The 26,009-nt window shown below is 52.4% G+C and carries 15 protein-coding genes and 1 tRNA gene; 12 read left to right on the top strand and 4 right to left on the bottom strand.

Going from position 1 to position 26,009, the window contains the following annotated elements:
* The first annotated feature begins 108 nt into the window (after window positions 1–108).
* Both E6C55_RS17285 and E6C55_RS17280 read left to right on the top strand, forming a co-directional pair.
* A complete protein-coding gene (locus E6C55_RS17285; RefSeq protein WP_136371063.1) occupies window positions 109–3,921 on the top strand; it encodes a glycosyl hydrolase family 28-related protein in 3,813 nt (1,270 codons plus the stop codon).
* 262 nt (window positions 3,922–4,183) lie between these two features.
* Window positions 4,184–6,175 (top strand): discoidin domain-containing protein, encoded by a 1,992-nt coding sequence (locus tag E6C55_RS17280; protein WP_168735708.1) that lies wholly within the window; start codon window positions 4,184–4,186, stop codon window positions 6,173–6,175.
* 17 nt (window positions 6,176–6,192) lie between these two features.
* Here the strand turns inward: E6C55_RS17280 and E6C55_RS17275 are convergent, their stop codons facing one another.
* Window positions 6,193–8,511: a helix-turn-helix domain-containing protein gene (locus E6C55_RS17275; RefSeq protein WP_136371061.1), complete on the bottom strand. Its 2,319-nt coding sequence runs from the start codon at window positions 8,509–8,511 to the stop codon at window positions 6,193–6,195.
* Window positions 8,512–8,766: 255 nt separating this feature from the next.
* Here E6C55_RS17275 and E6C55_RS17270 point away from each other — a divergent pair, with 255 nt between their 5' ends.
* The 9 genes from E6C55_RS17270 (at window position 8,767) to E6C55_RS17230 (ending at window position 22,700) form a co-directional block, all read left to right on the top strand.
* Complete coding sequence (locus tag E6C55_RS17270) at window positions 8,767–9,678, top strand: ABC transporter permease (RefSeq protein ID WP_330999633.1); 912 nt, start codon at window positions 8,767–8,769, stop codon at window positions 9,676–9,678.
* Between the two features lie 46 nt (window positions 9,679–9,724).
* A complete protein-coding gene (locus E6C55_RS17265; protein WP_136371060.1) occupies window positions 9,725–10,597 on the top strand; it encodes a carbohydrate ABC transporter permease in 873 nt (290 codons plus the stop codon).
* 60 nt (window positions 10,598–10,657) lie between these two features.
* The gene (locus E6C55_RS17260) at window positions 10,658–12,235 is read left to right on the top strand and encodes an extracellular solute-binding protein (protein WP_168735707.1); all 1,578 of its coding nucleotides are present in this window, start codon (window positions 10,658–10,660) and stop codon (window positions 12,233–12,235) included.
* 37 nt (window positions 12,236–12,272) lie between these two features.
* A complete protein-coding gene (locus E6C55_RS17255; RefSeq protein WP_136371058.1) occupies window positions 12,273–13,223 on the top strand; it encodes a DUF1861 family protein in 951 nt (316 codons plus the stop codon).
* Window positions 13,224–13,234: 11 nt separating this feature from the next.
* Window positions 13,235–13,930: an MgtC/SapB family protein gene (locus E6C55_RS17250; RefSeq protein ID WP_136371057.1), complete on the top strand. Its 696-nt coding sequence runs from the start codon at window positions 13,235–13,237 to the stop codon at window positions 13,928–13,930.
* 13 nt (window positions 13,931–13,943) lie between these two features.
* A complete protein-coding gene (locus tag E6C55_RS17245) occupies window positions 13,944–14,711 on the top strand; it encodes an HAD family hydrolase (protein ID WP_136371056.1) in 768 nt (255 codons plus the stop codon).
* 93 nt (window positions 14,712–14,804) lie between these two features.
* Entirely contained in the window at window positions 14,805–19,427 is a 4,623-nt protein-coding gene (locus tag E6C55_RS17240; protein ID WP_168735706.1) for an S-layer homology domain-containing protein, read from the top strand.
* Window positions 19,428–19,803: 376 nt separating this feature from the next.
* A complete protein-coding gene (locus E6C55_RS17235; RefSeq protein WP_136371054.1) occupies window positions 19,804–21,903 on the top strand; it encodes an ATP-binding protein in 2,100 nt (699 codons plus the stop codon).
* 518 nt (window positions 21,904–22,421) lie between these two features.
* Window positions 22,422–22,700, top strand: a complete 279-nt coding sequence (locus E6C55_RS17230) for a hypothetical protein (protein WP_136371053.1) — start codon at window positions 22,422–22,424, stop codon at window positions 22,698–22,700.
* A 423-nt stretch (window positions 22,701–23,123) separates the two neighbouring features.
* Here the strand turns inward: E6C55_RS17230 and E6C55_RS17225 are convergent.
* A tRNA-Pro gene (locus E6C55_RS17225) sits at window positions 23,124–23,200 on the bottom strand.
* Window positions 23,201–23,296: 96 nt separating this feature from the next.
* Window positions 23,297–23,881, bottom strand: a complete 585-nt coding sequence (locus E6C55_RS17220) for a hypothetical protein (RefSeq protein ID WP_136371052.1) — start codon at window positions 23,879–23,881, stop codon at window positions 23,297–23,299.
* A gap of 223 nt (window positions 23,882–24,104) precedes the next feature.
* Between E6C55_RS17220 and E6C55_RS17215 the strand changes: the two genes are divergently transcribed.
* Entirely contained in the window at window positions 24,105–24,509 is a 405-nt protein-coding gene (locus tag E6C55_RS17215) for a DUF2203 domain-containing protein (RefSeq protein ID WP_136371051.1), read from the top strand.
* Window positions 24,510–24,562: 53 nt separating this feature from the next.
* Here the strand turns inward: E6C55_RS17215 and E6C55_RS35220 are convergent, their stop codons facing one another.
* Window positions 24,563–25,564 carry a globin-coupled sensor protein gene (locus E6C55_RS35220; RefSeq protein WP_136371050.1) on the bottom strand — a complete coding sequence of 334 codons (1,002 nt, stop codon included), beginning with the start codon at window positions 25,562–25,564 and terminating at the stop codon, window positions 24,563–24,565.
* Window positions 25,565–26,009: the final 445 nt, after the last annotated feature.

The raw sequence follows: 26,009 nt of genomic DNA, 5'->3' as shown, positions 1-26,009 counted from the left end.
ACCGTGTCAAACCTCGGATCGCAAGCCCAACCGGCAAGAAGGAAGCGTGTCGTCGTCTCTTTCTCGCCGGTTCCGTTCATTATCTATTGACGAGAGAGGGGAACAATCATGAATCGATTTATCTTGCGGGCGCTGTCTATTGTTCTTGCCGCAAGTTTGCTGCTGACTGGATATGGAGGTCTCCTTCCGCTGCATAAGGCCGACGCTTCGACCAATCAATTCTATACCGGCTTCGAGCCCGAAGATGCGCTTCCCACCTGGAACGATACCGTCGCCTACAGCGAAGGCGTCGGCGGTTACTGCTGCTCTCTGACCGGCATGGAGTCCTCCGTGCGGAATGAAGCCGCGTACCGGGGAAGCCGGTCCTTGCTGTATTCCGGCAACGACCTGAGCGCCACGGTGTCCAATTCCTACAACAAGATCTACGATGTCAATATCCCCGTGATGGCGGATACGAAGCTCAGCTATTATATTTACCCATCCAACTTGAACAGCACGTACGTTGCCATCGACCTGTTGTTCACGGACGGGACAACGCTTCGCGACTCCGGTGTCGTCGACTCCAACGGAATCCAGCTTCATCCCGCCCAGCAAGGAGCCGGGGGCAAGCTGCAGATCGGCAAGTGGAATCAGGTGAGCGCCCGAATTGGAGACGCGCTCGCAGGCAAAGTGATCGATCAAATCCTGATCGCTTACGACCAAGGCGGGAGAACGGGCGTGTTCCGCGGCTTCGTGGACAATCTGTCCATCAGCACAACCCAGCAGTTGTTCGGCACGGACTTCGAGAACGCGAACCTGCCGACCTGGACGGACACAACAGACGGAAGCAGCGGGGTCGGCTCTCTCGCAGTGCATCCGGTTGCGGGAGGGGAGGCCCGATCGGGCGATTCCTCCCTCTACTACACCGGCAACGATACAAGCGCTTCTTCCTCGTATGCCGTATTCAAGCTGTACGACGTCAATACCTTCGTAACGGCGGACACGCAGCTCTCGTACTGGATCTACCCACTTAACGGCAATGGAACGTATGCAGCCGTCGACCTGCTGTTCACGGACGGCACCAGGCTGCGCAATATCGGCGCGAGCGATCAACACGGCCATCCCTTAAGTCCTTCGGGGCAAGGAGCCGGAGGAGATCTTATCCTCAACCAATGGAATGAGGTTCGTTCAACAATCGGTGCCGTGGCCAATGGGAAAACAATCGATCGAATCGACTTCGTCTACGATCGGCCCGCTTCGACGGGAACGTTCAGCGGGTATATCGACGATCTGCAGGTGAACCGCGCGAAGTTCTCGACCGGGCTCGAGGCGGGAGACATTCAGCCGACTTGGCTGGATACGGCGGCACACAGCCAGAACATCGGGGGTTACTGCTGCTCCCTGACCGGCATGGAGTCCGCTCCCCGCGAGAACGAGATTTTCCGCACCGGGACTTGGGCACTGATGTATTCGGGCAACGATCTGAGCGCGACGGTGTCCAACTCCTACAATCAAGTGTTCGACGTGTCGATTCCGGTCACCCGGGATACCCGGCTGTCTTATTGGATTTATCCCGAATCGCTGAACGCCACCTATGTCGCCATCGATCTCGAATTCAGCGACGGAACGACGCTCCGCGACTCGGGCGCCGTCGACCAATGGGGCGTACGCGTTCATCCGAGCCGGCAAGGGGCCGGGGGCAAGCTGACGGTCAATTCCTGGAACGAAGTGTACTCCCGAATCGGGGACTACGCAGCGGGCAAAACCATTGAACGGATCTTGATCGCCTACGATCAAGGAGGCAACACGGGGCTGTTCCACGGGTATGTGGACGACATCCAATTGGTCGAAGCGGTGGGCACTCCGTCCGGGCAGCGGAACCCCAAGATCGTCTCCACGACGTATTCCACGGAGGACGTCATTATAGCCGACTATGATGTCACGGATTACGGGGCGGATAGCGGCGGGACGGCGGACTCGACAAGCAGCATTCAGCGGGCCATCAACGATTGCTATAACGATGGGGGAGGCACCGTCTGGCTGCCGGCGGGCACCTATCGAATCAGTGCGAGTCTGGAGGTCAAGTCCAACTGCACCGTGCGCGGCGATTGGCGCGACCCCGATGCATCGGGCACCGGGTACGGCACGGTTATCGCGGCTTATGTTCCGAGCAGCGCCAGCCTGACGCCGGGTTTGTTCCGAATCGGCGGCAGCGCGGGGGTTGTCGGTCTGACCGTCTATTATCCGAATCAGAACGCATCCAGCCCGGTTGCCTATCCGTATACGTTCGAGGTGCCGGGGCGCGCCTGGATCGGCGAAGAGAATTACATGGCATCGACGATCAAGAACGTCACGATGCTGAATTCCTACAGAGGCATCTCCGCCAGCATCACCCCGTCCGATCATGCCTCCAATGATGCGACGGCGGCGGGAAGCCAGACCCATGAGACGACAAGCATAATCAATGTCAAGGGCACCGTTTTGCAAACAGGGCTGGAGCTGTACAACGGGGCCGAGGTCGGATATACGCAATGGGTGAAGCTCGACAATGGGTATTGGGCGAATGCGGGTTCCGCCTATAACGCGCCGTTGCGATCGGTCCTGGATACATGGACAAGGGCGAACGGGACCGCCTTCATCTTCGGCGACCTGGAATTCGATCAGATGTTCCAGATTACGGCTTCGAATTACAAGACGGGCATCAAGCTGGTCGCGGGACAGCGGGTGACGCCGAGCATCGAGCTGGCATGGGCGAATCTGCTGAACTGCGACATCGCGGTCGATGTCGAGCAATTGAATCCGGACGGACTCGGCCTGTCGTTCTCCCGCAGCGTTCTCCAAGGAAGCGTATATTCGGTTCGCAACCAAACGTCCTATCCGATCAAGATCGCCGACAGCACGGTGACCGGAGCGACGAGCGGAAGCAACATCACGATAACCAATCCGGGCAGCCCTGTCTCCGCTTCCTTTAACGCTTCCAACACCAGGAAGCCGGCCCATGCGGTGCTGTACGATGCGACTCGTGCTCCGTACAACGCTTCCTACACGTCGGCAGGCTCCGTCCTGCCGACCGTCGATGCGACCGCGGCGATCCAGAGCGCGCTGAACGCCGCGGGAGCGGCAGGCGGAGGCATGGTCTATCTGCCCGCGGGCTGGTATCGCGTCAATGGGCATCTGGCCGTTCCCTCCGGCGTCGAATTGAGGGGCAGCTCGCCAATCCTGCATCGGGACTCGGATACGCGCAGCGGCGGGACAGTATTGATGGCGTATGAAGGCAAGGGAACCTCCGCTCCCGATACGGCAACGGCCTTCATTACATTAAACGGCAACGGAGCCGGAGCCGCGGGCTTCCGGGTGTTCTATCCGGAGAACAATCCGGCCGTGAACGTCTATGCTTACCCCTACACGATTCGCGGGAACGGCAGCGATGTCTACATCCGCAACATTAGCTTTACCAATACGTACAACGGGATTGATCTGAAGACGAATGCCAGCCACAATCATTACGTCAGCAACCTTGTGGCCGCGGCATTCCGGAAGGGAATTGTCGTGGGTGCCAGCTCGGAGGGCTGGATCGAGAACACGCTGCAGAACGGGAACGTCGCGACCCGCACGGGCTATGAGATTCCCGGATGGATCACGGAGAGCCGTGTGTTCGAGAAGGTCATCACGCCGCAGACCCGTCCGTCGCTGGCATGGATTACGATCGATGGCGCCTCCAACGAGCACCTGCTGCATAACTTTACCTACGGGGCCAACGTCACCGTGAACGTCCTGTCCGGTACGGCCGATATTTACAACACCGGAGCGGACGGAATGGACAGCACCGGCTACGCCATCAAAGTCGCCTCCGGCACGGTGAAGGCAATCAACCTGTTCGTGTCCGGAGGAACAACCTCGTCCGGAACGTTATCGCTGTACAACGATTTTAAAGTGTATTGATCGACGGCAAGCCGCCCCCATCCCACTTCCGGGATGGGGGCGGCTTCTATTGGGCGCCGTTGCGGACGGGAGCTGCGTCCTGTCGTAAAATTGAAAATGCTCTGCGGCAAATCGAAAGACTTGCGCCGCATAATGAAAGCGAAAGCAAGGATTTGAAATAGTCGGCGGGGTGAGCGCCGGCCTAAAATGAAAAGGGATCAAAAGAAGTTCAATCCCATAAACGACAGGAGAGAGGATTATGACTTTAAGGAGAGGGAAATGGATGTCCGTCATGCTTGTAGCCGCGCTGCTTATTGCCCCGTTCTGTAACCGTTCTCATGTAGCCGAGGCCGCTTCCAATCCTTCCGGAACGGACACCTACAACCTCAAGCTGATGTCCTTCAATGTCCGCAATCTGCATGGCGACGACGGCACCGTCAACTCGTGGGACAACCGCAAGTCCCGAGCCGTCAACGCAATTAACGGATACGGACCGGATATTATCGGCATGCAGGAAGCGTACAAGGTGCAGATCGACTACTTCATCGATCAATTGTCCAATTACGATTCGATCGGGCAGTCTCGCAACGGGGATACGACCAACGAGTATTCGAACATTATGTACCGTACCGACAAGTTCGACGTCATGGAGTCCGGCCAATTCTGGATCAGCGAGACCCCTGACGTTGCCGGCAGCAAGAGCGCAAGCGACAGCAGCTATCCGCGTATTGTGACCTGGGCCAAGTTCCGCGCCAAGTCGGACAACCAGGCGATCTTCTATTACTTCAACACCCACTTCTCCCTGAATGCGACAGCCCAGCTGCAAGGGGCGAATCTGCTGCTTGATCGGATTGCCAGTTACGTCAAGCCGGACAATACGCCGGTCTTCATCGGAGGAGATCTCAACAGCGACGAGACGACGTCGGTGTACAGCACGCTGAACAATTCGAGCTTCCAGGACACGTGGGCACAGCTTGGGAAGCCGTTCACCGACGACGGGACAAGTCATAAGTGGACCGGCGAGAAGGATCTTGCGAACCAGCACATCGACTGGATCTTCCAGCGCAACGCGGTGAAGATCAACTCGGTCGAGATCAATTATTACAACGAGGGCGGCCTGTATCCTTCGGATCACTATCCGCTGCAGGTGAACGTTGATATTCCGCGAACGGGAGAGCCGCAAGCCGATCGGGCGACTGGCGGAACGATAACGGCCCGCTATACGGACAGCCCTGCGAACGAGGACATGAGCAAGGCGTTCGATAATGACAAGACAACCAAGTATTACGTGCCTCACGGTACGGATGTGTGGCTCCAATACCAGTTCGGAGGCGGCGGGAAGTATGCCATTAACCGTTACAAGCTTACGTCGGCGAACGACAATTCCGGCATTCGGGACCCCAAGAGCTGGACGGTGCAAGGCTCGAACGACGGCACGAGCTGGACGACAATCGATACAAGGACCAACGAGAGCTTCCCGCTTCGCTATCAGACGCGAGAATTCAGAATGAGCAATACGACAAGATACGAGTATATCCGCTTCTCGTTCACGAGCAACAATGCGACAAGCTTCCAGATCTCGGAGATTGAGCTGTACGACTACGTCAACCTGGCGGTTGCCGGAACGAAGACGGCCGATGCCTACAATTCCGGAGAAGAGCCTGCCCTGGGCGCCGACGGTTACGTCGCCACGGGCAAGTGGTGCGCATCGGGCGCGGAGCCGCACTGGCTGAAGATCGATCTGGGAGCGGTCAAGAACGTCTACCAGTTCGTCGTTAAGCACGCGGCGAGCGGCGGGGAGACCAAGAGCTATAATACGGCCGACTATCAAATACAGTACAGCAATGACGGCACGAGCTGGACCGATGCTGTCATCGTGACAGACAATACGGCCAATATCACGACACACAATGTCAACCTGATTGCCCGCTATCTGCGGCTCTACATTACCGATGCCACGCAGACTGCCAATACGGCCGCGCGCATCTATGAATTCGAAGCGTTCGGCTTGCAGGAAGGCGCAACGTTCTATAAGGACGCCGATTATGGCGGCATCGCGGTGTCGTTGCCCAAGGGGAGCTACACGCTTGCTCAACTGCAAGAGGCAGGCATCTCCAACGACAGCCTCTCTTCGCTTCGAGTGTACGGCGGCAGCACGGTGGAGCTTTATAAGGATAACAACTTCCAAGGCGCGGTATTAACCAGGACGGCGGATGACAACAAGCTGTCGGACGACGGCTTTAACGACGTCGTATCGTCAATCAAGATTTACTGATGAAGGGGAGCCTCCGATCAACGAATCGGAGGCTCCTCTCTCAACAGTGCCTGTTCCCGGTAAACGGAAGGAGAGACGCCGTATTTCTTTTTGAACAAGGTCGAGAAGTAGCTGATATTATACATGCCAACCGATTCGCTGATCTTCGCGGCGGTCGCGTCGGTAGAGACCAGCAGTTGGCTGGCCCTCTCCAATCGTGTGTGATTTAAATACTCGCTGAACGATTGTCCGGTCGAGCTCTTGAACAGCTTGCCGAGATAGCTCGACGATAACCCGGAGAACCCGGCTACCAATTCCAAGGATAAATTGGGCTCGGCGTAGTTCTCCTGAATAAAGGTTTGCACTTGCTCCATGACTTTGTTGTGCTTCTGCGCCTGCTGCCAATTATTCCTCTGCTCGATCAAGACGCATATCTCGGCACAATAGCTCTCGAATACGCCTCGAATTTCCTCCAGATGCTCGGCTTCTTCAATAGACGTCACCGCATCCAGATAGTCGTTAAAGTTATGTTCGGGCATCGACTGCAGGTATTCAAAGCTTTTAAGAAGGGATAATAACAGCTGCAGGCTGTAGGCAACAAATTGATTGCAGGACCCGGAAGCCGCCAATGCAATGAAGTCATCAATCCCCGCCTTAATCGCCACCTCGTGTCTGGCCTGAACCCCTTCGATAATTTTTTTCTCCGAGGCGACCGGATAGCTTATTTGGCTCAACAGATGAGACCGGATAACCGCGGCGTCCAGAATCGCTTCCGTCCCGTAAATCAGACGATACTTGACATATTGCTGGGCTGAAGTATAGGAATGCTGAACGTTCTTCCTCCCGTAGACCAGGTCTCCGATTCCGACAGAGAGCGTGAGCTTAAAGTAGCGCTTCAGGAAGCTCTGCACGCCGCGTATCGCTTCTTTAAGATGCAAGGGAAGCTCATTGTCCGGGTATTGGCAGACGGCCACCACTTCATTCTCGTCCGTAATGATTAATTCGCATTCCCCGAATTCTCCGAGGATCTCCTTGGCGATATTGCCAAGAGCGAACCGAAGCAAGGAATGCTGTTCTGCGTTCACTCTGGATTTTACTCTTCTGATCTGATCAATCTTGAACACGATAACGGAGAAATACGGGCCGGGCAATTGCCCGTCGATATCCCGAATGATGTCTTCCGGAATCGAGACATCCCCGACGCTGCCTTTGATCAGGGCTTGCAAGTAATGCTCCCGGACGGTCTGGGTAGAGCGGTGCAGCACATGCTGCATCGATCGCTCCTTCTCTTCGAGCGTGGTGAACACTTCCGTCAATATTTTGTACTCGTCAATAATCGGGGTGGTGGAATCGGGCACGGACCTGAGCTTGAGCTTCTCAAACAGGGACAACAGCGGCTTGTATAAATTCTGGGACAAGAAGATCGAAGCCAGCAGACCGACAAGCACAATTCCCAAGGTAATGGCCATGGTGATGTTGCGAAGCTGGTGAATGTTGGAGATAAGGCTGTTGTAAGGGGTAACGCTTACAAAAAACCAGTCCATATCCACCGACTTGACGTAAGCAATCTGATGCTTGACATGTCCGATCTTAAGGGTAAAGCTGTCTTCGGCGTTCCCGCTCTTCAGAATTCGCTGAATATAGTCCTCCTGCGACCAATCCTTCAGGAACAGGCTGGTATCCGTATGCGACAGCACTTGCCCCTCGTTGTTAATGACAAACACATTGTTGGCCGTCTCCACCTTGCCAATCGTGCGGATTGTCGCCAACAACGATTGCTCTTCAATGCTGATGTAGATCAGCGGATTGTCGGTAGAGTGGAACGAGAAGTCCGGATACAGCAGGAACGTAAGAAGCTGGAACGGCATGTTGTTATTCATGCCTCTGACCGTGACCTCGCTTGGATAGAATTCCATGTACTGCTCGGAGCCAATCTCGTACAGACTCTTGTCGAACGGCAAACCGGCGGTATCCACACTGGTATCGGTAGAGGCGCGGTAGATCCCGATGCGGTGGATATACGGATAGGCGCTCTTGATCTGATTTAGCTGTCCGAATATATGGTAGTTGCTCGTTTTGTCTTCCGTTTGTTCGTTCAGGAACGAGATGATCTCCGGATCGTTTATAAGGGCGTTGCCGACGGTCATCACTTGGTTGTAGATCACATCGGAGGCATAACTGATTTGCGAGAGAACGGTTTTGGAATTGCGATCGATCTCGTTCACGGCGCTTCTGGAGAAAAGATAAAAGAGCGCTCCCGACAGCAGCGTGACGGTGACCAGAATCAGCAGGAAGTAGGATACCGCGAGCTTCTGAAATGCCTTGTACCTGAAAAATCGACTCATCGTGTATCGCATGAAGCCCCCTCCATCCCTCTGCGCGTAGCCTTTTTACTATAAAATAAATGCGGTCAGAAAGGTACCTCCCTCCGCAAAAATGAAAGGCGGTTCTGCGATTTTGAAAGCCTCTCGCCGCATAATGAAAGCCGGAACAGGTATTTGAAATAGACGGCGGAATCGGCTCCCTTCTACAATTGGGTTAACCGATCAAGGGACAATTACGTTAAGCAGGAGGCTGCAAATTTGGATACGAAGCTTCGAAGGAAACACATAGTGGATCTAGGAATGGATATTGTCAGGAATCGGGCTTCCTATCTATTGGTCCTGCCGGCTATGATCTACACCTTTATATTTGGATACATGACCTATCCCTATATGCTTGTTGCCTTTCAGCGCTTTAATTATAAGAAGGGGATCTTTAACGGCGAATGGGTAGGGTTCCACAATTTCGAATTTTTCTTCCGATCGAACAAGGCGTTTACAATTACCTTCAATACCATTTTCCTCAATGTTTTGTTTATTGTGTTCGGCACGCTTACGGCCCTTGCCATCTCGCTTGTGCTAAACGAACTTCGCAAGAAGCTCTTCCTGAAGCTTAGCCAATCGGTCATGCTGTTCCCGCATTTTATCTCCTGGATTGTCATTAGCTACGTCCTGTATGCCTTCTTCTCCATGGACATGGGAATTATCAATCAGATTCTGAACAAGCTAGGGCTGCCTTCGGTCAATTGGTATACGGAACCGACCGTCTGGCCGGTCATACTGACACTCATGCATGTGTGGAAAGGGGCGGGAATGAGTGCGGTTATTTATCTGGCTACCATTACCGGAATCGACGACACACTGTATGAGGCCGCTCAGATCGACGGGGCGAATCGCTGGCAGATGTGCCTGAGGATCACCATTCCGCTAATGATGCCGACAGTTATTATTCTAACGCTGCTCTCGATCGGGAAAATCATGTACGGGGACTTCGGCATGATCTACGCCCTTGTCGGCGACAATGGAACTCTGTACCAAACAACGGATATTATCGACACCTATGTGTTCCGTTCCTTGCGGCAGGTCGGCGATCCGTCGGAGGCGATGGCCGTCGGATTGTTCCAGTCCGCGGTCGGCTTCGTCCTCGTCTTCGGCACCAACCTGCTGACCCGTAAGTACTTCAGAGACGGCGCCCTGTATTAGAACCATTCATCTATGCAGTCGTTGCAGCTTGCTAGGAGGATAACAAATGAGAAGAGGCACTTTAAGTCAAACGATCATGTATGCGGGCATAACGATTTATTCGTTGATCTGTCTTCTGCCGATGCTGTTGGTTCTCATGATCTCGATAACGGACGAAGATTCGATCTTAAGGAATGGCTACAGCTTGTTCCCGGAGGACTTCTCTCTGTTGGCGTACAAGTTGATCTTTACCGGCGGTTCGCAAGCGTTGCACAGCTATATGATCACCATCGTCGTTACATTGGTCGGCACGGTGCTGGCTGTAACGATAACGGCGATGGCCGGCTATACATTATCCAATAAGAGTGTGAGATATCGGAATTTGCTGGCTCTGTACTTCTTTATCACGATGATATTCACCGCCGGCATCGTCCCTTGGTACTTGATGAACAGAGCGCTGGGACTTACGAACAACATTCTGGCGCTTATCATTCCGTCTCTTCTCTTCAGTCCGTTTAATCTGTTCCTTGTTCGCAACTTTATGAGCGGAATACCGGACTCCCTAAGAGAGTCGGCAACGATTGACGGCGCGAACGATCTTACGATTGCGTTCCGCATCTTCCTTCCGCTCAGCATGCCCGTACTCGCCACGATAGCGCTGTTCTATGGGCTCGACTATTGGAACAACTGGTGGAACGCCATTATGTTGATCGACAACCGCGATCTGTACCCGCTGCAATTCATGCTGCTGCAGTTGAAGTCGGAGATCAGCATGATCAATGAGATGACCATGATCGCAGGAGCGGACGATTATACGCTTCCGTCGGAATCCGTCAAGATGGCGACGGCGATTGTCACGATTGGCCCGATCGTCTTCCTGTATCCGTATCTGCAGAAGTACTTCGTCAAAGGTTTGGTTATCGGCTCTGTCAAAGGCTGATATAACCCCTTCGGGGCTTATATATATTTGCTTGCTTATATGAAGAGGAGGTCACTTCAAGTGAAGAAACATGTGATGATGCTTGCCGCAATGGCGGGTCTGACTGCCTTGACGGGATGCGGCGGCAACAACGGCAACAACAGCGTCGGTTCTCCCGAGAGCTCCGCAAGCCAAGCCGCACCGGCGACACAGGAAGGCAATCAAGGAGAGCAGGCCGCACCGGTCAAAATCAAATACGTTGTACCGGGCACGGAGCCGAAGGACTATGCGGAAGTGTTCCAGAAAGTGAATGAGAAGCTGGCGGCAGACGGTGTCGGAGTCGAAGTCGAGAAGATCTTTATCCCGAGCGATGCGTGGGACCAGAAGCTCAATCTCATGCTGTCGACCGGGGAAGAGTTCGATTTGTTCCACATTATGCAGGACCGCACGCCGTTCTCCAGTTATTACAACCGCGGCGCTCTGGCTGACATCAGCGATGCCATTGAGAAGTACGGAGAGAATTTAAAAGCAAATATTCCGGATGACATCTTCGATGGAGCCAAAATTGGCGGAAGCTATTATGCGGTTCCTTCGTTCTGGGTAGAAATGGCGAGCGAAGGGGAGTTCGACATTCGTCTGGATATTCTTCGTCAGAACAATCTTGAAGTGCCGACGACTCCGGACGAGTTGATCAGTGCGTGGGAGACGGTGATGGCCAATTGGAAGGGAAGCAGCAAGCCTTATCTTCCGACAACTGCAACCTTCGATCCAATCAGCCTGCATACGACGATCCTGCACCGGACGTACGACACGTTCCCGTTCACCGTCAAGGACAAGTTCTTCTATGTGAACCAGAATGGCGAAGTGAAGTCCTGGATCGAGACCGAGGAATTCAAGAAAGATGCCGAATTCATGCGCGAGCTGTACACCAAAGGAATCACAAGTCCGGATATTCTGGTGATGAAGACAGAGCAGGCCAAAGCGCAGCTCGACAGCGGCGACTGGTTTGTCAACTTCGGCACGGCGGGCAACTTGGGCGCTCTGCAGAAGAACAACCCGGAAGCAACGGTAGAGGATATCGGAGTCGTATGGTTTAATCCCGAGAAGGAATACCTGCGCCCGCTGACCTTCAAGAACGGCAACGCAGTGCCGGTCAACAGCAAACATCCGGAGGCCGCAGTGAAGTTCCTGAACTGGATGCTGGCCAGCCAGGAGAATTACGATCTGGTTCAATACGGAATTGAGGGCGAGCATTATACCAAGGATGGCGATAAAGGGATGCAAGCCATCAACGACCCGGACAACAACAACAAGCCGGGGTACAAAGGCTCCGAATCCCAGCTCGGCAACATCAACTTCATGCGCTTCGATCTTGTCAACAGCATTCCTGCCAACAACAAGGTGCTGTACGAGCTGAATGCCGATGCCGTTAACAGCATCGCCGCCAATTTTGTCTTCGATCCGACCAATGTAAGAACGGAATACACCAATATTACGACCGAAGCGGCCGCAAGCGTTACGCCGATCTATATGGGCGTGCAGGAGTACGACAAGTCCTTCTCCGCAGCTCTCGGCAAGATGAAGAAGGCCGGCCTTGATAAAGTGGTAGCCGAATATCAGAAGCAGTTCGACGAGTATCTGGCCAAGCAATCCCAATAAGCACGAATACGGAAGAAATAGGAGTGGAGCGGACGACATGACCTTGCTTGCCGAGAGACAGAGATTCGAACAGACCAAGAGAATTTATGAGAGCGCGACGTTGGCCTTCCACGGAGTCGATGGCTTCGATGTGTATAACATCTCGATTCCATTCGCAAGAGAAGGGAAACGTTATTTATTCGGACGGGTGGAACGACGCGAGGAATGGGCACGCTCGTGGGTGCGGCTCTTCGAGGAGACGGGACCCGATCAGTGGACCGTTGTGCCGGGCAGCATGATCTACACGCTGGAGGACCCCTATGTCAGCATCATCGGCGATGAAGTGGTCATGGGCGGCACTCATGTCCAATACGAGGCAGGCAGAGTCAAAACCTACTTCGGATACTTCCATCGGGGGACGGACCTTCACAACTTGTATTACTTCACTTCCGGACCGAACAGAATGAAGGATATTCGTCTGGTTGAGTTGGCTGACGGCAAGATTGGCGTGTTCTCCCGGCCCAGAGGTCCGGAGACGCGCGAGAAGTACGGCAGCGAATCGATGATCGGCTTCACCGTTATCGACAATCTGGAACAGTTGACCGCTGCGGTCATCGAGGAGGCCCCTTATATTCCCGGGATCTTCGGCGAAGGAGAATGGGGCGGGGTCAACCAGGCCTATCTTCTGGATAGCGGCAAGCTCGGAATTATCGGTCATCATTGCTACCGCACCACGGATGAAGCGGGAGGCCCCGTTAAAGTGTATCTCAACATGGCGTTCGTATTCGATCCCGCGACGAGAGAGTCGTTCGATCTTCATGTCATTGGGAGCCGCACCTGCTACCCGGAGGGACCGGCGAAGACGTCGCATCTGATCGATTGCGCGTTCACTTCCGGCATCACGATGAGAGACGACGGCAAGGCAGATCTGTACAGCGGGATCGGGGATTGTCAAGCGGGACGAATCGCGATTGATTATCCGTTTGAGGGTCACGGCCAACTTGTATAAGGAAGGAATTAATGACCGCGATGTCTTCCATCTGGGCGATTAACGATCTGGAGATCAGCATCCGTGTCGGGCTGTCTCTGTTGGTTGGCGGCATCATTGGCCTGGAGAGGGCTCACGGGCAGCATCATGCGGGCTTCCGTACGCATATTCTGGTCTGCCTGGGCTCCACCCTGATCACCTTGATCTCCACTTATGGGTTTAGCCAGTTCGTCAATGAGCAGAGTGTGCGAATGGACCCGGCGAGGCTGACCGCCCAGATCATCAGCGGCATCGGCTTCCTTGGGGCCGGTACGATTCTGCGCACCGGCAACAAGATTTCGGGCTTGACCACGGCGGCCTCCCTCTGGGTGGTGGCGGCTCTCGGAATTGGAATCGGAGCGGGGTTTTACTTCGGAACCCTGCTTACCTTCCTGGCTGCGTTGATCAGTCTATTCGTTCTGCAGCGAGTGGAGAAACGGATTCTTCCGAATAACAAAACCGCAACATACACGGTAACACTGGGCAAGAATGGCGATCCGACTCCTCTGTTGAATTTGCTCCGCGAGGAAGATATTCGGGTAAAGTCGCTGAGGATGGATACGTTGGAGGAAGACGCCGTCCGGCTTGACATCGTTCTGCTTCATCATAGCCCCGAGATCAAGATGAGGGTTGCTCAACTGGCAATTCAACAACAATTGGGAATCAAGCATCTGGAGTTCAAGAAGTAGGGGGAATGGGCTGTTGACCAGATACAAGCTGCTCGCTCTCGATATGGACGGCACGGTATTGAACAGCCGGAACGAGATATCCGAGACAACCTGCGAATGGATTCATCGGGCGACCGAGTGCGGCATCACCGTCATGTTCGCGACCGGTCGGGAAGTGCAGAGCATCGAGCCGTTTGTTCGTCAGCTTGGGCTTCAGTCGCCGCTTGTATCCGTGAACGGAAGCGAAGTCTGGGCCGCCCCCGGTTGTCTGAAGATCCGTCATCCGCTTGCGAATGAGTGGGTGGAGGAGCTTTATGAGCTGGGGAGGCGGAGCTCCTGCTACTACTGGGCCTACACGGTGAAGGACGTGTGTACGGCGAACAATTGGCCCGAACGGATCGAACGTTCGCCCGACGATGCCTGGCTGAAGTTCAGATTTAAATGCACGGACCCGTATAAGCTTCAAGAGCTTCACTCGGCGCTGAGCGCTGTCGGCCGATATGAGCTGACCAATTCCAGCCCTCACAGCATTGAGGTTAACCCCAGGGGGATTAACAAGGCCAGCGGCCTTCGGGAGGTCTGCCGGATGCTGGGCATACGGATGGAAGAAGTGATCGCCTGCGGCGACAGCCTGAACGACCTGAAGATGATCCAAGCCGCCGGTCTCGGCGTGGCCATGGGCAACGCGCAGGACATCGTGAAGAGCGCGGCCGATTGGGTGACCGGAACGAATGACGAGGACGGCGTCGCCAAGGTGATACAGACATTCTTATTGAACGTAAATTGCGGCAGCAGTCGATAACCGGAAGACCCCCATCCCGCTGCAATGGGGGTCTTCGTCCACGGCAAGTTCTGTTTGCGGCGGATAAGCAAGGCGATTCAAGGAGGGATTCATGTGAGGCAAAGAATCATAACTTATATGCTCATGATTGCCATGACGGTTCCCATGTTTGCCGGCACGAGTGCAGCGAGCGTCAGTGCGGCAACGGACGATGACCGCTTGAAGATCATGAGCTTCAATGTTCTGACCAGCGAGAATCAAACGATCGAACTGGAGCATGACGGGCAATCCCGGGGGCAGATGCTTGCCGCTCTGGTTGACGAGAAGCAGCCGGATTCCATGGGGCTGAACGAAGTTACCCAGGCGTGGATGAATTACCTTACCGGCAGTCTAGTTGCGTATGACTATCGGAATGGGGCGCAATATGCCGTAACCGGCAATAAAGCGGAGGACGGCGCCACCAATCTTGTAAGCGGATACAGCGAATATTCGCCTATCTTGTATCGAAGCGATCGATATGAGATTGAGAAGACGGGGGGATACTGGTTCTCGGACACTCCCGGCGTCAGCACCTCCAAGTACGCGGATATCTTGGACGCTCAGAACAACGTCCTGTACAAAGGGATGTCCAAGCCCCGTGTCCTGTCGTACGCGGTATTGAGATACAAAGGCACGGACGAAGTGGCCTACATCCACGTCAATTCCCACTTCGATCACCAAGCTTCGGACTATATCCAACGACTGTGCGCCATTCAGGTCAAGAATACAGCCGACGAGCTGGCGGCCATCTATCATGTGCCGGTGGTGCTGACGGGCGATATTAACTCCACGGAGCAATCGGAAGCCTACCGCTATCTTGCGAATGGGGAGAACGGTTATCTGAATGCCAAATATGTGAGCGACGATTATTCGACGCTTCCCAGCTCGGCCGGATTCGGCGAGAGTTATAATGCCAACGAGACCTCCGTCATCGACCACATCTTTGTCTCGGCGGGCAATGTGGGCGTGTACAAGCATGACATAATCAAGAACCAGTACCTGTCCGATCATTCGGCCGTATATGCGGAATTGTCGCTGAATCAGATGCCGAAGTTCGACTCCATTGCTATAAATAATGAGCCTGTATCGGGGTTCTCGGCCAGTCGCTTCGCCTATGAACTGTTTGTATCGGACAGCGATCTGATTCTCGATCTGAATCACAACAGCGGGTATGCCGTTACGGCAAGTCTCAATGGGGAGTCGTATCCGGTGTCCGCAGAAGCCGAGGGGCAAAGCGGATTGGAGTTAAACCTGGAGGATGACACCAATACTCTGTTGCTTTATGTATCGGATTCCGCCGGACGTACCACAACCTACACTTTAACCGTTACTCAGGAATCGGGTGAGGCCAAACCGGTCATCTCGGAGATTTTCCCCAATGCGAGTCCGGGCTTCAATTACTTCGAAGTGACCAATGTCGGCACCAAGTCTCTGTCCACCGACGATTACGCCTTCCTGTGGGGCAATATCGGAGGGGACGCTTCCGTTAGCTGGGAAGGAGTGCTGGAGTTGCCCGAGAGCCGGATCATCCGACCGGGCGCTTCCGTTGTTGTCTGGTTTACCTATAATGCGGACAATGTATTCGCCCAGGAACCGACCGTCGCAGACTTTAATGCGCATTACTACACCAGCCTTACCGACGAGAACGTCATTATTCTGGGCACTTCGCAGAAATTCATAGGGTACTCCGTGTCTTCCACGGATGCCAGTCAGACGGCAACCTTCACCATGGGAGCCAATAAGGACAGGGGAATGCGTATCGCTTATGCCAAAGACAGCGAAGATCAACCTTATGGATGGACCAAAAAAACGACCAATTCTTCGTTTAACGGCCCGACGGCCTCGGTGTCTTCCTATAAGTCGATCTCAGCGACCAACCTGACGCAGCGCCAGTTGTTCAAGTTTAAATATGTTGAAGGCCAGAAGATAGCCGCCGCGTCGGATGTAACCGATGCGTCGTATGCTTCGCCCGGCGTCTATGATACGAGAATCGGCAACGAACCCAAGGATGCGTATGCGAGAATTGAAGCGGGCGAATACGACACCTACTACCTCGTTCATGCAGAAGGGGACAATCTGGGCGGATCTCTCGCCAATTCATGGGCATTCTACTCCAATGTCCAGTTCGGGGAGACCGGAGCGGAGTCGGTTACGTTCTCGGCGGCGGTCAAACAAAGCAATGCCTCCGGCACCATCGATATCTATATAGACGGCACGTCAGACGGCAGTATTGCCAACGCCCGCCGAATCGGCTCTCTTGCGACAACGCCGACAGCTGCCGACTGGAGTGTCTATCGCGAATTCGAGACCGCCTTCAGCGAACGAATTACAGGCACCCATCATGTGACGCTGGTGTTCACTCCGAATTCGGGCAAGACGTACGTGGGCAACCTGGATTACTTCGTCTTCCATCCGTATGTGGTCAAGGCGGACTTGTCGGAAGTGACCGGTTTTACCTTCCAATTGGATGGCGAACCGCTGACGGAAGCCGCCGCGCTGAATGCCACTCGGGAACACACGACTTACACCCTGAGTGCGGAAGCCGTCTACTCGCCGTTGGATGCCGACTTTACAATCAAATGGTCTTCGTCCAATCCCGCTGTTGCGACGATAAGCGAGACCACCGGCGTCATCAACGTGTTGAAGTATGGGGAGTTCACGGTTCAAGCCGCCATTTATTCAAACTATGAGTTATTTGACAGCTACACCTCGCCGCCCTTGTCCACCAACTATAAAATATCCGCCTTCAGCAATATTGAAGGGGAGTGGGCTTCGGCCTTTACTCCCGGAGCGAGCAAAACCCCCAATGCGAAGAAGGCGACCGCGGCCACGGGCATGTCCGATAATTTAACCAATGGCTACAATTATATCGGGGATGTGGTGGACGGAAGCAGCATGACGATTGCCGCCGTGGACTTCGGGGCCAACGGGATTCAAGGCGTGACGATGAACATGGCCTTGAAGTTGACCTCCTCCGGGGGGGCGGTCACCCTCTACGCCGACAGCGTTGACGAGGCCAACAAGATCGGCTCTGTTACCGCATCCGTGTATGAGGATACGCCCGACAACTACAATACCTACCTTCCGTACGCAGGAGTCATCGACAACTCGGTGACGGGAGTCCATGATCTGATTCTTGCCTTCTCGACCAGTCGAACGTATGTCGGGAATATCGATTATTTGATCTTCGAGGAAAAAGAAGCGGTCTCCCCTCCGGAGGAGGATACGGTGAAGCCGGTAATTACGCTGTTGGGCGATGCAACGGTGAATGTCGCCAATGGGGCGGCGTATGCGGATGCCGGGGCCACGGCTTCGGATGACCGGGACGGGGAGATTACGGATCGTCTGGTGACGACGATTACCCTTGGCGATGCGCTGGTCGCCGCCGTGAATACCGGAGTGGCCGGAACTTACTTGTACCATTATAATGTGCAGGATACGGCAGGCAACGCGGCGGCGGAAGCGATCCGCACCGTTATTGTTGCCGCACCGACGAATAATTCGGGAGGCGGGGACAATCCGACGACTGCGGCGCCTTCCGCGCCGAGCTCCGAATCCGAGCAGCCGGCCGGGACCCAGCAGTTGAGCCGTGAGGATCTGAAGCCGGAGGGAGCGGGGGGCTACAAGGCACAGTGGAGCCAAGAGAAGGACACGCTGCTGCTTCCGGCGGATGTGGCAGGCATTGTTGAAGGGGACGGCACCTTGAAGCTGTCGAGAGACCGGATCGCTCTTGAGCTTAGCGGTCAAGCGCTGCGCGAACTGCTGGCGGGTGCCGGGGAAGGTGCACAGCAAGCGCTCATCAGGATAACGGCCGCAGCGGTTGATTCCGGACTGGTGCGGCAAGCGATGGACAAGGCAACCGTTCCGGGAGCTGTTCAATGGACGGCAGCCGGTGAAGCGTACAGCATTGAAGTGGAGGTTGTGGACCAGAACGGCGATACGTTGGTCGCCTCCTCCCCATTGGATAAGGCGAAGATAACGCTGTCTATTCGGCCCGGCGGCACTGCCGATCCCGAGCTGCTCGGAATTTATGCCGTTGAGGCCGATGGTACGCTCGTTTATATGGGAGGCCAGTGGAAGGACGGGGAGATTGCCGCTGAAGTTCCGCGGGGAGGACAATATGCGGTTCTGGCATATACCCGCAGCTTCGAGGATGTGGACGATAACTACTGGGCCAAGACCGTCATCGTGCGGATGGCGGCGAAGCATGTTATTGAAGGGGTCGACGATGCCCGGTTCGAGCCTCAGGGGGCGGTCACCCGCGCCGAATTCGCCGCGATGCTGGTGCGGCTGCTCGGGATCGGTCAGCCTGCCGACGTCGGCGCCGCAGTCGAATTCGCCGATGTGCGGCACGATTCCTGGTATGCCGATGCCGTGGAGGCCGCAGCACAGGCAGGCCTTGTCGCCGGCCGCAGTGACGGCGAATTCGACCCGCAAGGTGTCGTCACCCGGCAGGAGATGGCCGTCATGGTCGTCCGGGCCTATGAGTTTAAAGCGGGCCACCCGCCGACAGGCGCGACGATAAGCGAGTTTACCGATGCGGATCAAGTCGGCGCATGGGCCAGAGAAGCGGTAGCTGCTGCCGGCGCGGCAGATCTGCTTCGCGGCCGGGGCGACGGGCAATTCGCTCCGCAAGATTCCTTAACCCGCGCCGAGAGTGTCCAAGTTCTGTACAATTTGCTCAATAGCCTGAAGTAGGCATCGAAGAGCCTGACAAACCGCAAGCTCCCCTCCGGCATCCGACGGATAGATCGTCGGTCTTGAAGGGGAGCTTGTTTGTGTTATGGTTGTTGCATTGCGGCTCATTTTCACGCTGCTCACATTTGTGTTGCGCGATCGATCTTGCTGACAGCACCTTTCATTCGGAAGGCATGAAATACTATTTTTCCTCATTTAGACGTAATACTTAATTGCTAGGAAGATATGCCCAAACATGGTACTATAAATGATAGCTACAAGAAAGCGCTCTAATTTTTGAGAAATATAGAAGGCGGAAATAGCGAAACTAACCTGAAGCGATCTTAGCGAGTTAAAGCGAATGTCGTAGGAATTTATTAGATTGGAGGCTAGGGTTTTGGGTGAGATTAGAAGAGAAGTTTGGGAGAAGCATCTGAGCTCTTTTCCAAAAGAAGAGAGTTTGTTAAAGCCCTTTTTGAGCGGATTCTACGTGACCTCTGGTTACAGAAGAAAAGCTTATAACTCTGAGCTCTCAGTTTACATATTAAATCCAGAAGAATTTATGAAAGAAGCCTTTGGATTTAATCATGAAGTTTTGCTGGTGTACACTGAGTATGAAAGTATGGAGCCACGTACTTTACAAGCGGCAGAACAATTTCTAACTGATTCTCCAGCAAAGGGAAGAGTTGAAACTCTCAACTATTTTCTAATATCTGAAGATGATAGTGTTCATAATTGGCTTCAGACGTATATTTCAGAAAACGAAGAAACAAGAATAATTATTGCTTTTAACGCAAATGAACTTCGTAAAAGTAGAGGAGATTCATTTTTTATCAGAAATCAATTGAGTAAACAGTTCTTTACAAGAGATCTTTTTGATTACAAGCTTCCTTTAGCAAAGGATACATATTTTTTTGGTAGGTCAAACATCCTTGCGGAGTACATAGACTCAATCAAACGCGGTGAGAATAGAGGGCTTTTTGGATTACGCAAAACTGGAAAAACATCTATACTCTATAAGTTAGAGCGAATGGGAAATCAAGAACAATTAGGATTGTTTATATATTTTGATTGTAAGGACCCTTCAGTCAGAAAATTAAGGTGGCATCAGTTACTTGAAAATATTATCTTAAAAGTATGCGAGAGATATGATTTTGACAAGTCGGTTCTTAAATTTGATGAGGTAAACATTTCATCGACTTTTCAGAAAGTGTTGTCCGAGTTATCTTCAGGACAGAGAATCGTGCTTATTTTTGATGAGATAGAATATATTTCATTTAATGCAAAGTTGGATAATCACTGGGGGGAAGACTTTATTGATTTTTGGCAAACAATGTGGACCACGCAAAGTAGAAATCGGAAAATTGTTTCTATAATAGCAGGAGTGAATCCTATAGTCGTAGAGCAAGATACTATTAATGGAGTGCAGAACCCTCTATTTGGGATTATTACACACAGGTATCTTACTGGATTTAATATAGATGAAATGAAAGAAATGGTTAGAAAACTCGGCCGAAAAATGGGAATGAGCTTCTCTCTGGAAGCAATGAATTATATATTTAACCGCTATGGTGGTCATCCTCTGCTAACAAGGATTGCATGTAGCTTAATAAATAATTCCTTGAACGAGCAAGCAGTTTCAAGACCATTTGATTGTACAGAGAATTACTTAATTAGAGATGAAGATAAAAGAGATTCTGACCTTACGTTCTACTGCAGACATGTTGTTTCCGAGTTAAAACAATTTTATGCCAATGAATACGAGATGTTAGAATTACTTGCAGGTGGACATACAAGAGACTTTGTTGAATTATCTCTTCACAGTGAATTTATTAAGCATTTGCAGTCTTATGGATTGTTGGCATATGATCAGCATGGTATACCTTATATACCAATCCCTGTTATTGGAAGATATATTGCTCTTGAGTTAGCAATCCAAGAGGGAAGGAGAACAATACTTAAGGTTATACCTAAACCTCAACGTGAGGAGTGGCTTAGAAGAAGGGTATCCACTGTAATTAAGGATTTTCGTTTTTTGGAGAAACTAATTAAGTTAAATAAGATGGTTTTACTATTTGGGCCTAATTCTTTTCCAGAAGCAGACCAATTCGTGAACATTAAGATTTGTAGTGACGAGAGGGATTTTATACAATTTATTAACATATGCAATAGATGTTTTGTTGATTCAATTGAAATATACGGAGAATCTCTAGGAAATAAAAAGTTCTTTTGGAATGAGTTTCAACAAAATTATTCAGGGTTATTTTATGCACTCAGAAGAATAAAAATTTATCGACATGATCATATGCACATTCAATTAAATACAAACGTTAGTAGCTTGTTGTTAGAATATCTAAATAAAGATTTAGAGAGACAGAAGCCCAGTGATGTACAAGACTTATATTTTGTTCTTCAGCAATGTGTTCTTGATGGGTTACTGACCGCACTCCAAATAGAAATTAATAAAATAGAGATAAATAAGATTTCAAAAATTTAAATTAAGTATGTGGCTTTGTAGCGTATATTGCGAGGTATATACTTTTTATACCAAATTAAGGGGAGAGACTCTACGTAACTCCTTGGATAAGGTTCTTTATGTTGAAGTAAAGGAGAAATTGACTTTACGAACACGATGGGGAATCCATTGCAGCCGCGCGACTTCATCAGAAGCTTTAAATAGCTCTTAAGTCCGCTGGACTTCCCGATAGATTTCATTCACTGCGACATTTCTTCGCTTTATGGAGCTTACAGAGCGGCGTAGAAGTAAAGACATTGCAATCCGACTTGGGAGCACGATGAGGTTAAGACGACGCTGGATCGATACGGAGACCATGTGAATACGGAAATGAAGCAAGAAGACGCTCGGAAAAGGAGCCGCCTCTTCAGCCAGATTTGACTTAAACTGAATTTACAGGCTCTTGCTCCCGAAGCATGAAGCGAGCTGTGGGCAGTATCCATAAAATTGGTTGTCGGGTATAATAATTGTATCGCAAGTTCGAACGGAGGTCGGCCATCATGCACTTCAAGCTCAAAGACAGCAATGGAAATATTATTAGCCCATTCCTGAATGAGGACCATAAGCCAGTCGTGAAGCTGAACGGCAAAGAATATGAAATTCTGGAGCCGTCCTATGATGACTATAACGCCGAACGGATGATGGCTGAGTTGATCGCCGATTTTGACGCCGATCCGGAAGTTCGGCAAATGATTGCAGAATCGGAGCAAGCAATCGAAAAAGGCCATGTGTATACGACCGAACAAGTGATTGAGATGATCAAAAACGGAGAAATCTAATGATCGTAGAATGGACGGTTCCAGCGTTAAAGCGTATTTCGCAAATTAAAAGCAAGTACTTCTCGAGTCAAGAAACGGACGAATACAGAATCAGATTAGTGGAACGTATCGAAAAGAAAATTATACAGACGGGAACGGTTTTTTCGTCCCGCCACTTTAGGAACACTTTTATTATCTACATCGATCAGTTCATCGTTTCATTTCGTCCATCGGAAGACGGTACAAAATATACGATCACAGCTTTGAAGCATGCGCGGCAGAGTAAAAAGTTCTAACTATGAATTTCTTGAATCGAACAAATGGAAGGGCTCCGGAACTTCGGGTTTCGGAGCCAATTTTCATCCCGTTACTACACGGTTGCTACATTATGCCCCAAAACAAACCAAAAACCGCAGCCTGAAGGCTGCGGATCGTTGAATTGGATGGTCGAGACGACAGGATTCGAACCTGCGACCTCTTGCTCCCGAAGCAAGCGCTCTACCAAGCTGAGCCACGTCTCGATGTGTCGCTATCTGAAGCGAACGTTTAATAGTATAACACAGAGATGAACAAAAATAAAGAGGGGCGGACAATTAACTGTCCGCGCCGGCACCTCTTTAGTTATTGAGCGATTGCAGGAAACGCTGGATCTCGTCGTCCTCTTCGGTATTCGTGCCGTTCCCGAACGAAGAAGGAGCTGGCGGAGGTCCCGGCGGAGGTCCGATCGTCTCGATAGCCTCCTGGAACAAGGAATCCACTTCCTTATCGGACAGGCTGTCCAGATCGGTTGAGGACAGGCTGGCGATCAAGGAAGCAAGCGCCTCGTCGGATTCGCTCGTACCCGAGCCGGCTGTCGTATCCGAACTCTGCTCGGAGGTCAACTGAGAGAGCTCGGACAGGAAGGAACGCTTGTCTTCCGTAGGCAACTCCGACAGGGACGGCTGTGAAGGCGGCGGCGGGAGGGTCGCCTTGCTGCCGCCGAAATCCGAGGCGCTGTAAGAATCGGTGGACGACTCCCAGAAGGAGGGATCGGACTGGCCCGAAGCTTCGAGCATCGCCCTAATCGCTTCTTCGCTGATCTGATAAGAGTCTTGCGATTTGCTGGTGTTGCCGCTTGCTTCATTCGATGACTTGTTGGATGAGGCGGCCTGGTTATACAGTTGCCATACCGAGCCCGTGCTGCCGACGCCATTCACGCTCATTATCTGTTCCCTCCAACACTGCTGGGTTAATCTAACAATTCGGTTATAACAGAACTCTGTGAATTTACGATTAACGGAAGATGAACAAGTAACAGAAGATGAACAAACGCACGTAATGCCGTGTCCATTCGGCTCTTCTTGTTGTTCGGCCCTTCATTCCCCTAGCCGAAAATGGAATTTAACCGCGTCTTCGAGTACACTTAAGGGGAGGAGTGGATGCCAAATGACAAAACAGTTCACGCCTGACGAAGCGAATGCGTTGTTGCCCGAGCTCAGAAGCAATCTGCTTCAGTTGCAAGGCATCATGAGTGAATATGAGACGAGATACATGGAGCTTCAGAAGATGAAGGCTGGAGCGGATTCGAAGATTGCGTCGGGCGGCGCGGGGCCGAGGTTCTTCGAGGAGGAAGGGAAGCTGGACTTCATGAGCATGGAGATCGACCTGTTCGTGGAGAACTTCAAGCGTCAAGGCGTCTATCTGAAAATGATCAACCCCGGCCTGGTCGACTTCCCTGCCGTGCTGGAGGGGGAAGAGGTGCTTCTCTGCTGGAAAGAAGGGGAGGAGCGAGTCGACCACTATCACAGCATGGAGGACGGCTTCCGAGGTCGCAAGCGTCTGCCGGAATAGAATGAGCAAGGGCCCGCGAAGGGATTCGCGGGCTCTTCGTATAAGGGACGGGATTACTGCTGCAGCTTCTCCAGTTCTTCCGTCACTTGCTCGATCATGCGAACGAAGTCAAGGAGCTCCTGGGCGCCGAGCGCCTGCTCCGAAGAATAGGAGGTCATCAGCTCCGACTGTTGCTTGACCCCCGCCAATAGCCTGTTGATCTGCTTAAGCTTGCTCTCGATGGCCACCGACGATTCCTTCGATTGACTCGCCAGCTTGCGAACCTCGTTCGCCACCACCTCGAAGCCCCGGCCCTGCTCGCCGGCCCGGGCCGCTTCAATCGCCGCATTCAGGCCGAGGATATGGGTCTGATCGGATACGTAGCGGATCATTCCCCCCAATTCCTGAATCGAAGCGACCTCTTCCGCCATGCTCAACATGCCCGCATGCGCCTGCTGTTGGCTCTCGGCGGTTCGGCTTGCGCTAGCGGCGACCTTGCGGCTGTTGTCGTACAGTTGGGCCATCATGGAGGCCAGCTCCTGCACCGCGGCTCCAACCCCGAGATGCATCTCCCTTTGCTTGTCGAGCAAACGCTGGATTTTCCCCTTCTCGTCTTCTTCATAAGCTTCAAGCACCAACTGGGAATCGAGGTTGAACATCTTGGACAGGGCCTGGATGATCGGGTGCCAATCCCCGGGAACGATCTGCGACAAGTAGGTTGTCGCCAAGTCCAGATAAAGCACGTACGTGCCCAGATACCAGTTGGTGGTGAGCCCGATCCGGGAATGCACCCTGCCGACAAACAGCCGCTTCTGGAAGTATTCGTCGTTCAAGAAGCCGCCCGTCATCGACAGGAAGTACCATCGCTGCGTCTCCTTCAGCCTCTCGATGGTGCTGAACTTCTCGATAATCTTGAGCAGCTCGGGCTGGCTGCCGATCTGAGCGTACAATTGGTCGACCAGACGATCGACGATGGCGGTGAATTCGGATGATCGGCTCGCCAACAGAGCCAAGTCATCCTCCCCGATTCCGATGTATCGAATTTGTTGTTCTCTTTGTGTGCTTAGCTTAATCAAGCTGTATCAGCGTCCTTTGTCTTTGTAATCGCAATCGCATTATTATGGAAGCGCTATCAACAATATCGGAATCTTATTAGTATTCGTCAATGGTCCTTTAATCCCTTTTCATTAATTGTTAAGTGCCGCGTGATACGATAGGTCTGGTCCGAAACTACCAGGGAAGAAAAGGACGAATTCGAGGCGACATGGCTCCGAGCGCGTATGCTGTCGGAACTTGTTCAGAATTTGTTCATATCCGGGCTATATAATCACCCATGTATTCCTTAGGAGTAAAGTCCCGCAAAGCACCAATGATGGACGATAGCAGACGTAAATTCCGTATGCCAGCCAGTCATTGCGTGTTTTGCATGCAACCAAGACATCATTGCAACTAATTATGGAGCGGAGGATCAAGGGGTGAAAATCAAGGGCATGAAACGGTTTATTTCAGTTGTGCTTTCTT

It is taken from the genome of Cohnella fermenti (genome assembly GCF_004801405.1).
Classification (GTDB): Bacteria; Bacillota; Bacilli; order Paenibacillales; family Paenibacillaceae; genus Cohnella; species Cohnella fermenti.
This window is presented reverse-complemented; position numbering and strand designations above follow the sequence as displayed.